The sequence below is a fragment of the Gordonia sp. CNJ-863 genome, from assembly GCF_001942325.1.
GTDB classification, from domain to species: domain Bacteria; phylum Actinomycetota; class Actinomycetes; order Mycobacteriales; family Mycobacteriaceae; genus Gordonia; species Gordonia alkanivorans.
Genome location: NZ_MKKG01000055.1, coordinates 215,212 through 227,358 on the forward strand (window position 1 = coordinate 215,212; position 12,147 = coordinate 227,358).

Consider the following 12,147-nt stretch of genomic DNA (forward strand, 5'->3'; position numbering starts at 1 on the left):
ACATGCGTCGTTACGCTCGCCGGGTGACCAACAGCGAGGTCGACGAGGAAATGAACCCGATCAGCCATGAGCATCCGGACGTCTCGGGCGGCCGGGTGCGCGCGGCGACATTCGGCGCGATGGACGGGTTGGTCACCAACATCAGCCTCGTCGCCGGCGTCGGAGGGGCGGGGGCCAGTGCGCACACGATCGTCCTGTCGGGTGTCGCCGGGCTGATCGCGGGCGCGTTCTCGATGGCCCTCGGCGAGTTCACCTCGGTGTCGACGCAGAACGAGCAACTCGACGCCGAGGTGGATGTCGAGCGCTCCGAGATCGCGAAGAATCCCCGTGGGGAACTCAACGAACTCGTCGAGATGTTCACCGAGATGGGTATGACCGAGGAGACCGCGACCACCGCGGCGCACGAGATCCATCGGGACCCCGAGGGTGCGGTCGACGTCCACATCACCCAGGAACTCGGCGTCGCCCCGTCGGACAAGCCGTCGCCGTGGGTGGCAGCGATCTCGTCGTTCGTGATGTTCGGCATCGGCGGCGTCGTCCCGCTGATCCCCTACCTGCTCGGGTTCTCCTCATTGATCCTCGGCCTGTCGGTCGGAGCCGTCGGCCTGCTCATCGCCGGAGGCGTCGCCGCCTACGTCACCCGCCATCCGATCGTCCGCGGCGCGCTGCGACAGCTCTGCTTCGGCGTGATCGCCGCCGGCGCCACCTATCTGGTGGGCCTGGCGATCGGCGTTCCCGCTGGCGGCTGATCAGCTCCCGAGCGCGGTGTCGACGACCTGCTGCGCCTCCTTCTGCACCTGCGCGAGATGCTCAGGGCCCTTGAAGGATTCGGCGTAGATCTTGTAGACATCCTCGGTTCCAGACGGCCGGGCGGCGAACCACGCATTCTCGGTGGTGACCTTCAGACCGCCGATCGCCGCCCCGTTGCCGAGCGCGGTCGTCATGATCGCGGAGATCGGTTCACCGGCGAGTTCGGTGGCCTTGACCTGCTCCGGCGACAGCTTCGACAGCACAGCCTTCTGCTCGCGCGAGGCGGGCGCGTCGATACGGGCATACGAGGTCTCCCCGTACTGCTCGGCGAGTTCGGCGTACCGCTGCGACGGCGTCTTTCCGGTGACGGCCAGGATCTCCGAGGCGAGCAGCGCCATGATGATGCCGTCCTTGTCGGTCGACCACGGCGTGCCGTCGAACATGAGGAACGACGCCCCGGCGCTCTCCTCGCCACCGAAGGCGACGCGTCCGGAGAGCAGTCCGTCGACGAACCACTTGAAACCGACGGGCACCTCCAGCAGCGGCCGCCCGATCCCGGTGACCACCCGGTCGATCAGCGACGACGACACCAGCGTCTTGCCGACCGCCGCCTGCTCCGACCACTGCGGACGATGCGTGAACAGGTAGTCGATGGCCACCGCGAGGTAGTGGTTCGGATTCATCAGGCCGGCGTCGGGCGTGACGATCCCGTGGCGGTCGGAGTCGGCGTCGTTGCCGGTCGCGATGTCGAAGGAGTCGCGCGCGGAGATCAGCGACGCCATCGCGTTCGCCGACGAGCAGTCCATCCGGATCTTGCCGTCGGTGTCGAGCGTCATGAAAGAGAACGTCGGGTCGACGGTCGGATTGACGACGGTGAGGTGTTCGAGGTTGTAGCGCAGCCCGAGGTGGGCCCAGTACCCGACCGACGCACCACCGAGCGGATCGGCACCGATGTGGATGTCGGCGTCATGGATGGCCTTCATGTCGATGACGCCGCCGAGGCCCTCGATGTAACCCTGTAGGAACGAGTAATCCTGGACGAACTCACTGGATCGGGCCCGCTCGAACGGGATCCGCTTCACGCCGTCGAGCTTCGCCGCGAGCAGGTCGTTGGCGCGGGCGGCGATGACCGAGGTGACCGTGGTGTCGGCCGGACCACCGGTCGGCGGGTTGTACTTGAACCCGCCGTCGCGAGGCGGGTTGTGCGACGGCGTCACCACGATGCCGTCGGAGAGTACGCCGGGGTTCTCCTTGTTGAACGTCAGGATCGCCCGACTGACCGCGGGGGTGGGGGTATACGAGTCGTCCTCGGCGGTCAACACCGCCACCTCGTTGGCGGCGAGAACCTCCAGCGCGGTCCGCCACGCCGGAATCGACAAAGCGTGCGTATCGAAACCGATGAACAGCGGACCTGTGATTCCCGCACTGCGCCGGTATTCGACGATGGCCTGGGTCGTCGCGAGAATATGCGCTTCGTTGAATGCGGTGTCGAAACTCGAGCCCCGATGGCCGGAGGTCCCGAACACGACCTGCTGCAACGGGTCCGACGGATCGGGGACGTTGTCGTAATAGGCACGCTCGAGTGCCTCCACGTCGACGAGGTCTTCGGGCAGGGCCAATGTTCCAGCGCGGGAATGTGCCATATCCGCGATTCTGCCATCAAGATCGGAATTCGCCCGTCCGACGACACCAATTCGTCAAGCTCACCAGACCGGTCCATATTCCGCCCGGAATCGAATCGCTAGGGTGGAGCGATCGACGACGTGCCGTTGGAGGCCTGCCAGACCATGTTGAACCCCGGTCCCCTGCGCCTGCTCTCCCCCGGCCTGTTCCCGACCCGGCGAGCCCCGGCCGGACTTCTCGTCCTGGTGCTGCCCGGCGGCACCGACGACAGCCGCAAGCCGTTCAGTCCGTGGCAGGGATCGGCGTTGCGCATGTACCCGTTCACGTGGTCGTTGCGGTTGCGCTACGGACGCGCCGTACGGGTGCATCAGGTGCGGTACCGCGTCTACGGCTGGAACGGCGACGAGAGCAGCCCGATGCTCCCGGCGCGCGCCGCGCTCGACGAGTTGTGCCGACGCCACCCCGGCACCCCCGTCGTCGCGATCGGCCATTCGATGGGCGGCCGGGTCGCCGCGCAACTCGCCGCCGACCGCCGTGTCATCGGCGTCCTCGCCCTCGCCCCCTGGTGGCAGCACGCCGACTGGCGACACATCCAACCGGGCGCCCGCGTGGTGGCAGTCCACGGCGCCGCGGACGAACGCACCTTCGCCAAGCGCACCCGCAAGGGCATCGACGAGTTGTCGGCGCAGGGCGTCGACGCCGAGTTCGTCGACGTCCCCGACGGCGGCCACGCGATGCTCGATCATGTCGGCCTGTGGCAGCGGAGCGCACTCGAGTTCGTGGGCGAGCGCCTGTCCGCTGTGCACCGTAAGTAGACTTCGCAGGCTGAAGTCTCCGGTCCCCGGCGGCCCGCACCACGAAGGAGTCCATCGCATGAGCGCGATCACCGTCATCGATCAGGGCACCCAGATCTCCTTCACCATCGACGACGTGACCCGATACCACGGTCCCGGCTTCCCGGGCGGCGTCGCGCACGCGTTCAAGGTCCTCGAGCGAGCTCTGCCCCAACTCGGTGAACCCGGCTCGGTCGAGCGCCGTGACATCGTCGTGGCCACGGCACACACCGGGCCCGGTGTACGGGACACCTTCGAGATGGTCAGCGCACCGCCGAGGAGGAGGCGCGCCTGACCTACCTCAAGCAGGAGATGGCGGATCGGCTCCTGGCCGCGCCGGCCGAGGCGGTCTACGACGTGGTGGACGGCTGACACCGCCACCACGTCGGTCCCCGTTCACTCCTATCGCCGAGCTCCGGACAGTTCTTCGACGAACTCCGGGTAGAACTCGACGTAGGTGTCGCCGGAGAGTACGTACATCGGGTCGTCACCGGTCTCGGAGTAGGCCTGCTTGCGCAGTTCGGTGCGCATGTTCTTGAAGGTCGACGTGTGCTCGAGCTGGTCGACGATCCGCACGAACAGCGGGACCGCATAGCTCGGTAGCCCCTTCCGGACGTGCGCGGCGAAGCCCGCGGCGTCGAACTCCTGACCGTCGTGGAGGCTCACCGCCGCCATCCCGGCCTTGCCGTCGACGCCGGGCACCGGCACACCGAAGACGACGGCCTCCTCGACGGAGTCGTGTGCGTCGATCACGGCCTCGACCTCGGTGGTGGCGACGTTCTCACCCTTCCAGCGGAAGGTGTCACCGATGCGGTCGACGAAGCCGATGTGGTGGAAGCCCTGGTCGCGGACGACGTCGCCACTGTTGAACCACTGGTCGCCCTTCTTGCGGGCGTCGCGGACGATCTTCTTCTCGGTGGCCTTCGGGTCGGTGTAACCATCGAAGGGGACGCGCGAGTTGATCTGTGCGAGAAGCAGTCCCGTGCCACCCTTGCCGACCTTCTGCACCCGGCCATCGGGTCCGCGCAACGGTTCACCGGTCTCCTCGTCGTACTCGACGACGATGTAGGGCAGCGGCGAGAAGCCCGCTGTCTTCGACAGCCCGAAAACGTTGACGAAACCGATGTTGGCCTCGCTGGCCGCATACAGCTCGACGATGCGGTCGATGCCGAACCGTCCGGTGAAGTCGTCCCAGATGTCGGGGCGCAAGCCGTTGCCGACGGCGAGCCGGACGCGGTGCGCGCGGTCGGTCGGCTTCGGCGGCTGCGCAAGGAGATACCGGCACAGCTCGCCGATGTAGCTGAACGCGGTGGCGTCGTTCTCGATGAGCTCGTCGAAGAATCGTGACGCCGAGAACTGCTTGCCGATCGCGAGGCAGGCACCGGAGTTGAGCACCGACGACAGCGAGATCGTGAGCGCGTTGTTGTGATAGAAGGGCAGCGCCGTGTACATCACGTCGTCGCTGCGCAGACGGATCCCGAGGCCGCCGATGCCGTTCATGGCGACCAGCCAGCGGTAGTGACTCAGCTTGCTGGCCTTGGGATATCCGGTGGTGCCGGAGGTGAAGATCAGGATCGCGGTCGATCCGACCTCGACGGATTCGGTGGCCTTCGGATTGACCGGCGAGCACGGCGCGACCAGCGACGGCAGCTTCTCGAAGGTGAATTCCTTTGCCGGACGGGCGCTCTGCGGTACCGAGTCGAGAGCCTCGACCAGATCTTCCTGGTACAGAACAACCTTGGCGTCGAGGAGCCCCAGCTGTGCTCGAGCACCGCGCCGCGCTGGTGGAAGTTGATCATGCCGCAGATGGCGCCGATCTTGACGATGCCGAGCATGGCGATCACGACGTCGGGGTGGTTCTTCGAGAGCACCGCCACCACGTCGCCCTTGCCGACGCCCTCTCGCGTCAGGAAATCGGCGAGACGGTTGGCCCGGGCGTTGGCCTCGCGGTAGCTGATCGACGAGCCCTCGAAGCGTAAGAAGTCGCGGTCGGGGTACTTGTCGACGGACTGCTGGAAACGCTTGCCGATCGACATCTTTGTCGTCGGCGGCTTGGGCAGCATCTCCGGCAGCACACGCAGAACGGTCCCGATGTCCTTGCGCAGCGATGCGACGCCCGCCGCCATGTCGGCGAGACGGATGTCGGGCAGGAGCCCGGTCCCCGAAGCGTGATCAACCATTCAAAGCCTCCCCAGTATGTGTTCGACGACACACACCATAGCCGGAGATCCGCCACAATGGAACGCAAGGATCGATTCGTTCCAACCAAAAAACCCGACCCTTCGTCTTGGCGATGCAGTTGTGACCGGCCACACTGTCTCCCATGACCGACAACACCGTTGCCGCGCCGAACCGGGCAGGAGCCCCGGCGGGCCCGCTCGAGGGCGTCACCGTGCTCGAGCTGGGCACCCTGATCGCGGGTCCACATGCCGCCCGACTCCTCGGCGACATGGGCGCCGACATCATCAAGATCGAGCCGCCGGGCAAGCCCGACCCGATCCGCACCTGGGGCCAGGCCGAGGTCGACGGCCACCGCTTCTACTGGACAGTCCACGCCCGCAACAAAAAAGCGATCACCCTCGACCTGCGCTCCGACCGCGGTCGCGAGATCTTCCTCCGGCTCGCCGATCGCGCCGACATCGTCATCGAGAACTTCCGCCCCGGCACCCTCGAACGGCTCGGCATCGGCCCGGACGTGTTGTCGGAGCGCAACCCCGGCCTCGTCATCGTGCGGGTGTCGGGTTACGGCCAGACCGGACCGGACTCGACGCGCGCCGGCTATGCGTCTGTCGCCGAAGCCGCAAGCGGTCTGCGACATCTCAACGGTTACCCCGGGCAATTGCCTCCGCGACTGGCACTTTCGATAGGCGACACCCTCGCCGGCATGTTCGCCGCGCAGGGCGCACTGGCCGCCCTGTACCGCCGCACGGTCACCGGCAAGGGACAGGTCGTCGACGCGTCACTCATCGAATCCTGTGTTGCCGTGCAGGAGTCGGCGATCGCCGATTACGACGCGGGCGGCGTGGTGCGCGGACCATCGGGTACGCGTCTCGAAGGCATTGCCCCGTCGAACCTCTACCCCACCAGCGACGGCACGCACGTCATCATCGCGGCCAACCAGGACTCGGTGTTCGCCCGCCTCTGCCAGGCGATGGGCCGGCCCGAACTCGCCACCGACGAGCGGTTCGCCGACCACACCGCCCGCGGTCGCAACCAGGACGAACTCGATGTGATGATCGGCGAATGGTCGGAGCAGTACTCCGCCGAGAAACTCACCGAGGTCCTGAGCGCCGCGGGAGTCGTTGTGGGACCGGTCAACACGGTCGCCGAGGTGGTCGCCGACCCGCACCTGCGGGCGCGCGGCATGATCGCCGAGCACTATGACGAAGGTGCGCAGCGCACCGTCCTCGGACCCGGGGTCGTCCCGCAGTTCAGCGATACGCCCGGCGGCATCCGCAACGCCGGACCGCCCACGCCGGGGTACGACAACGAGGCCGTCTACGGCGAGATGCTGGGGCTGTCGTCGGCCGACCTGACCGAATTGCGTGAGGGCGGGGTCATCTGACTCGACTATGGTCGGGGGATGTCATTGGTCGCGACCGGGCTCTCACGCACCTTCGGCCGGCACCTCGCTGTCGCCGACGCGGGCCTGGAACTCACCCCCGGTCGGATCTGCGGACTGGTCGGCCCCAACGGGGCCGGGAAGACCACGCTGCTCCTGCTACTGGCCGGACTCCTCGCACCCGACGACGGCACCATCGTCATCGACGGGTCTCCGGCGTCGCCCGAGGACGCCCGGCGACTCATCGGCTGGATGCCCGATGTCTTCGGCACGTGGGAGAGCCTCACCGCACACGAGATCCTGACGACTTTCGGCCGGCTGTACGGCTTGCGCACGGCTTCGGCACGTCAGCGGGCCGACGAACTGCTCGAACTGGTCCACCTGAGCGAGTTCGCTGCCCGGCCGGCGCACGAGTTGTCCCGTGGTCAGAAGCAGCGACTCGGCTTTGCCCGGGCACTGGTCCACAGCCCGCAAATCCTTCTCCTCGATGAACCGGCCTCCGGCATGGACCCGCGGTCGCGGATGGACCTACGCAGCCAACTCCGCCGACTCGCCGATGACGGGTGCGCGGTTCTGGTGTCGTCCCACATCCTTTCCGAACTCGACGAGATGGTCGACGACGTGGTCCTCATGACCGGCGGACGTACTCACCGACCGCCACCGGCCGCGGGCCACGTGTGGCGCATCAGGCTCGCCGGCCAGTCGATGTCCGACGCCGAGCAACGGCATTTCGATGACGAGCCCGCGGCCGCGGGATATCTGCGCGAGTTGATCCGCTCCGGGGCCGCGGTCGCGGAGTTCGCACCCACCTCGAGCGGTATCGAAGATGCCTATCTGGCCCTGGACCCGGAGCGCCGATGACGACCCCCCTTCTCGAACAGCCGACTCGACCCGAGACCCGCACGACCGCATTCACCACCTGGTGGCGGATGGTCTGGGTCATCGTCGAACTCGAACTACGCCAACGACTGCGCACGACCCGGTGGAAGGCCATTCTCGCGACCGCATTCGCGGTGGTATCCCTGGTCGTGCTGGGATCCCTGTACTTGTCGGTGGTCGCATTCGGCGGCACGTACCGGGGGTGGTCATCGGCTCTGTACGAGATCCTCGTCGGGTTTCTGCTGTTTCTCGGCATCATCGTCGCTCCGACGTTGGCCGCGACGACGATCAACGGCGATCGCAAGGACGCCACGCTGGCCGTCGTCCAAGCCACGTCCATCACGAATTCGCAGCTGGCACTGGGAAAATTGATCGGAAGCTGGCTGGCGAGCCTGGCTTTCGTGGGAGTCGCGGCCCCATATGTCATCTGGGGCATCGTCGAGTCGCCCAATGGAGTCGCACACGGTCTCGCGGGCGTGACGGTGCTGATCGTCCTCTTCGCCTGCTATGCGGGCATCGGACTCGGTTTCTCCGCGATGACGACGCGGCCCGCAGGGTCGGCGGTCCTCACCCAGGCGAGCGTGCTGTTCCTCATCCTGGGTCTACCCATCGTCTTCGGTCTGCTTTTCCCGGCAACGACACAGACGCATACGGTCATCCGGCCGAACACGACGTTCGTCGACAACCCTCCGCAGCCCCCGACGTCGACGTGTCGTGAGGTCCGCGAGGACCGCGAGTTCCACCATCACGAACACATCTGGTGGCTGTTGGCACCCAACCCGTTCTTCATCGTCGCCGATGCCGCCGCCCCTCAGCGCGACCCTCTCGACCGCGAGGCAGCATCCAGCGTCGCGTCGGAGATCTCGCAGGTCTTCTCCGCGGTGCGCGCGGGCCCCTACATCGGCTCGAGGTATTGCTCGGACACGACGTACACCTACCCAGCTGTCGACCCGGCCGATTACAGCGTCCGCGAGACGGCACACGAGACGTCGAAGGTCGGTGACTCGTGGTACTTCGGACTCACGTTCTACTTCGCCCTCGGAGGCATCGGATTCTGGGTGGCCGCACGACGACTACGAGTCCCCGCGGGGAAACTGGCACGCGGGGTCCGGATCGCCTGAGCGCCAAGACTATTCCGCCGGCCGGGTAGCACCCGTGGTCGCGGGGACAGTGCCTTCTCGCAGACTTTCGGCCACCCTCGGCTGGAAAGTTCGGCCGCCCGAAACTATAGTGTCGGCATGCCCAAGGTGTGCGCGCGTCGACTACTGTCCGCCGAGGCGCTGGTCGCTGTCCTGTGCACGGTCATCTCGGGCTGCACACTGTCCAGCCGACTCCCCGACGAGAAGGTGGTTCTGACGACCTTCACCGTGCTCGCCGACATCGCGTCGAACGTCGCGGGCGACCGCCTGCGCGTCGAGTCGATCACCAAACCCGGTGCCGAGATCCACGGTTACGAACCGACTCCGGGCGATGTGCGACGCACCGCGACCGCATCGCTCGTCGTCGACAACGGACTCAACCTCGAGGCCTGGTTCGGACAGTTCGTCGATGGGCTCGACGTCGAGCACATCGTCGCGAGCAAAGGCGTCGACCCGATCGACATCGCCTCGGATGCCTATGCGGGCAAACCGAATCCGCATGCGTGGATGTCTCCGGTGAACGTCGGCATCTACGTCGACAACCTGGTCGAGGCGTTCACCGACCTCGACCCCGAAGGTGCCGAGATCTTCGCGGCCAACGGCGCGTCGTACAAGAAGCAGCTGCAGCAGGTGCAGACCGACCTCGTCTCCGCGCTGGACGATCTGCCGCCCAACGAACGCGCGCTGGTCACCTGCGAGGGCGCCTTCTCCTATCTCGCGCGCGATGCCGGACTCACCGAGCGCTACATCTGGCCGGTCAACGCCGAGCAGCAGGCCACCCCGCAGCAGGTCGCCGCGGCCATCGACTTCGTCCGCAAGAACCGGGTGCCGGCGGTGTTCTGCGAGTCGACGGTGTCCGACGCCGCGATGCAGCAGGTCGTCGGAGCGACCGACGCCCGCTTCGGCGGAACGCTGTACGTCGACTCCCTCTCCGAGGCCGACGGCCCGGTGCCCACCTACCTCGATCTGATCCGACACGACGCCCGGACCATCGTGTCGGGACTGACGGGAGACAACCGATGATCACCTCGCACGCCATCGAGGTCGACGACGTCACCGTGCGCTACGGCCGAATCCTCGCACTCGATCACGCCTCCGTACGCGTTCCGACCGGCCGCGTCTGCGCGCTCGTCGGCATGAACGGATCGGGAAAGTCGACGCTGTTCAAGACCATCGTCGGATCGGTCACCCCGACCACCGGCTCGGTCACGCTCGCCGGCAAGAACCCGACAGCTGCCCGTAAGTCCGGCCTCGTCGGATACGTTCCGCAGTCCGAGGTCATCGACTGGTCGTTCCCGCTGTCGGTGCGCGACGTCGTGATGACCGGTCGCTACGGCCATCTCGGCTTCACCCGACGACCCAAGCGTGCCGACCACGACGCCGTCGACGAGGCTCTCGCCCGCGTCGAGCTCACCGAGTACGCCGACCGCCAGATCGGCCAGCTCTCCGGCGGCCAGCGCAAGCGCGCCTTCGTGGCCCGCGGCATCGCACAGGAGGCCTCGATCCTGCTTCTCGACGAGCCGTTCGCCGGCGTCGACAAACGCACCGAGGCCACGATCACCGCGTTGCTGCGCGAGCTCGCCGACTCCGGCGTGACGATCCTGGTCTCCACGCACGACCTCGCGGTCCTGCCGACCCTCGCCGACGAGGCGATCCTGCTGATGCGCCGGGTCGTCGCACAGGGCGATCCGACCGAGGTCATCACCACCGACAATCTGATCCGCGCGTTCGGACTCGACCCACTGGACCGAACCGAACAGACTCCCCGCGACCGGCAGGAGGAGGCGTCATGAGCATCGTCGACCACCTCCTCGACCCGTTCGCCTACGCCTTCATGACCCGGGCGCTGTGGGCCACGTTGATCGCATCGGTGGTGTGCGCGCTGTTGTCGTGCTGGCTGGTGCTCATCGGCTGGTCACTCATGGGTGACGCCGTCTCGCACGCGGTGCTGCCGGGTGTCGTGCTCGCCTACATCGTCGGAATCCCCTTCGCCATCGGGGCGGTCGTCTTCGGGTTCCTCTCGGTGGCGATGATCGGCGCGGTCCGCGACGGCGGCCGGGTGAAGGAGGACGCCGCGATCGGCATCGTCTTCACGACGCTGTTCGCACTTGGCCTGGTTCTGATCTCGGTGACGCCGAGCCAGACAGACCTGAACCACATCATTTTCGGCAACCTGCTCGGCGTCTCGACGTCCGACCTGATCCAGATCGCCATCCTCGGTGCCATTGTCGCGGTGATCCTGCTGCTCAAGCGTCGCGACTTCACCCTTTACGCGTTCGACCCGACACATGCCTTCGCGATCGGCCTCAGCCCGAGGCTGTTGGGCGCGGCACTTCTCGCCCTGCTGGCTCTCACGGCCGTGACCGCGCTGCAGGTCGTCGGCATCGTGCTCGTCGTGGCGATGCTGATCATCCCCGGCGCCACCGCGCAGTTGCTCACCAACCGCTTCACCCGGATGCTCGTCATCGCGCCGACCACCTCGGCTCTGTGCGGTGTGATCGGCCTGTACGTGTCCTACTACCAGGACACCTCGCCCGGCGGGATGGTCGTTCTGGTGCAGGGGATCCTGTTCCTGGTCGTCTTCCTGTTCAGCCCGACCCACGGCGTCATCAGCAAGCGCCGTCGTCACCGCGAGAACGCCCTGGCCGACGCGGCCGCGGCCTGAGGACCGTTCCCAGCAGATGTACAGGTAAGCAACAGCGTCGCTCCAGACAGCGTGCGCATCATGGCGTTCACTTCCCGGGAAGAACCCGGTTTTTCCTTGAAGGAGAGAGCCATGAACACAACGCCGAACAACCCGACGCCCGAGGCGCCCGAACCGGGTCGCGCTCCCGATGCCCATGAAGACGCGGCGACGACCCCGGTCACGCCCGCCGACGACCAGCCGACCGAGCGGATGTCCGAGACGCCCCTGCCCCATCTACTCCGGCAGCCCCCGCAACCGCTGATTCCCCGATGATCACCGCGGCCAAGTCGAAGACACCGATCCTCGTCGCCGGCGGTCTGGGTGTGGCGATCATCGCCGGCGCACTCGGCTTCGGCGCCGGATACATCACCGGCGACACGACCTCGGACCACCACCCCGTCGGGGTCTCGCGCCACGGCGGCGACTGGCACCGCATGGACGGTCACGGCGGCCCGCCCCCGCGCTTCCGCGGCGGACCCGACGGGAACGGAATGCCCGGCCCGAATGGCCAAGGACGTCCGGACTTCCAGGGACCGCGCGGTCAGCAACCGGGTGGCGCTTCGACAGATGCACCGGGCGGCCAGACGCCAAGCCCGCAGCCGTCGGCCGGGCAGCAATCCCAGCCCAGCTGACCGATCGGGCCCCAACGCAAAGCGCCCCACCTGCGAACAGGTG

Annotated in this window: 11 protein-coding genes and 2 pseudogenes; 11 read left to right on the top strand and 2 right to left on the bottom strand. The window is 67.0% G+C overall.

Annotation, left to right across the window (positions count from 1 at the left end):
* The first annotated feature begins 50 nt into the window (after window positions 1–50).
* Window positions 51–749 (top strand): VIT1/CCC1 transporter family protein, encoded by a 699-nt coding sequence (locus BJF87_RS21315; RefSeq protein WP_035751337.1) that lies wholly within the window; start codon window positions 51–53, stop codon window positions 747–749.
* Here BJF87_RS21315 and pgm read toward each other — a convergent pair whose 3' ends face one another.
* On the bottom strand, window positions 750–2,393 hold the full coding sequence (pgm, locus tag BJF87_RS21320; RefSeq protein WP_075863855.1) for a phosphoglucomutase (alpha-D-glucose-1,6-bisphosphate-dependent): 1,644 nt from the start codon (window positions 2,391–2,393) through the stop codon (window positions 750–752).
* Between the two features lie 144 nt (window positions 2,394–2,537).
* Here pgm and BJF87_RS21325 point away from each other — a divergent pair, with 144 nt between their 5' ends.
* Together BJF87_RS21325 and BJF87_RS21330 are read left to right on the top strand one after the other, a co-directional pair.
* Window positions 2,538–3,188 carry an alpha/beta fold hydrolase gene (locus tag BJF87_RS21325; RefSeq protein WP_075863874.1) on the top strand — a complete coding sequence of 217 codons (651 nt, stop codon included), beginning with the start codon at window positions 2,538–2,540 and terminating at the stop codon, window positions 3,186–3,188.
* A 58-nt stretch (window positions 3,189–3,246) separates the two neighbouring features.
* Window positions 3,247–3,578: pseudogene (locus BJF87_RS21330) on the top strand (hypothetical protein).
* Between the two features lie 30 nt (window positions 3,579–3,608).
* Here the strand turns inward: BJF87_RS21330 and BJF87_RS21335 are convergent.
* Window positions 3,609–5,386 (bottom strand): annotated as a pseudogene (locus BJF87_RS21335) (long-chain-acyl-CoA synthetase).
* Between the two features lie 143 nt (window positions 5,387–5,529).
* On the opposite strand from BJF87_RS21335, the gene BJF87_RS21340 reads away from it, so the two are divergent.
* The 8 genes from BJF87_RS21340 (at window position 5,530) to BJF87_RS26190 (ending at window position 12,104) form a co-directional block, all read left to right on the top strand.
* Window positions 5,530–6,771, top strand: a complete 1,242-nt coding sequence (locus tag BJF87_RS21340; RefSeq protein WP_075863856.1) for a CaiB/BaiF CoA-transferase family protein — start codon at window positions 5,530–5,532, stop codon at window positions 6,769–6,771.
* Between the two features lie 18 nt (window positions 6,772–6,789).
* Window positions 6,790–7,629 carry an ABC transporter ATP-binding protein gene (locus BJF87_RS21345; RefSeq protein WP_075863857.1) on the top strand — a complete coding sequence of 280 codons (840 nt, stop codon included), beginning with the start codon at window positions 6,790–6,792 and terminating at the stop codon, window positions 7,627–7,629.
* Window positions 7,626–8,768 carry an ABC transporter permease gene (locus BJF87_RS21350; protein WP_075863858.1) on the top strand — a complete coding sequence of 381 codons (1,143 nt, stop codon included), beginning with the start codon at window positions 7,626–7,628 and terminating at the stop codon, window positions 8,766–8,768. The genes BJF87_RS21345 and BJF87_RS21350 overlap by 4 nt, the downstream gene beginning before the upstream one ends.
* Before the next feature lie 117 nt (window positions 8,769–8,885).
* Window positions 8,886–9,809: a metal ABC transporter substrate-binding protein gene (locus tag BJF87_RS21355; protein ID WP_075863859.1), complete on the top strand. Its 924-nt coding sequence runs from the start codon at window positions 8,886–8,888 to the stop codon at window positions 9,807–9,809.
* The gene (locus tag BJF87_RS21360) at window positions 9,806–10,579 is read left to right on the top strand and encodes a metal ABC transporter ATP-binding protein (RefSeq protein WP_075863860.1); all 774 of its coding nucleotides are present in this window, start codon (window positions 9,806–9,808) and stop codon (window positions 10,577–10,579) included. Before BJF87_RS21355 ends, BJF87_RS21360 begins: the two co-directional genes overlap by 4 nt.
* Window positions 10,576–11,451 carry a metal ABC transporter permease gene (locus BJF87_RS21365; RefSeq protein ID WP_075863861.1) on the top strand — a complete coding sequence of 292 codons (876 nt, stop codon included), beginning with the start codon at window positions 10,576–10,578 and terminating at the stop codon, window positions 11,449–11,451. The genes BJF87_RS21360 and BJF87_RS21365 overlap by 4 nt, the downstream gene beginning before the upstream one ends.
* A 111-nt stretch (window positions 11,452–11,562) precedes the next feature.
* Entirely contained in the window at window positions 11,563–11,745 is a 183-nt protein-coding gene (locus tag BJF87_RS21370) for a hypothetical protein (protein ID WP_075863862.1), read from the top strand.
* The gene (locus tag BJF87_RS26190; protein WP_075863863.1) at window positions 11,742–12,104 is read left to right on the top strand and encodes a hypothetical protein; all 363 of its coding nucleotides are present in this window, start codon (window positions 11,742–11,744) and stop codon (window positions 12,102–12,104) included. Before BJF87_RS21370 ends, BJF87_RS26190 begins: the two co-directional genes overlap by 4 nt.
* Window positions 12,105–12,147: the final 43 nt, after the last annotated feature.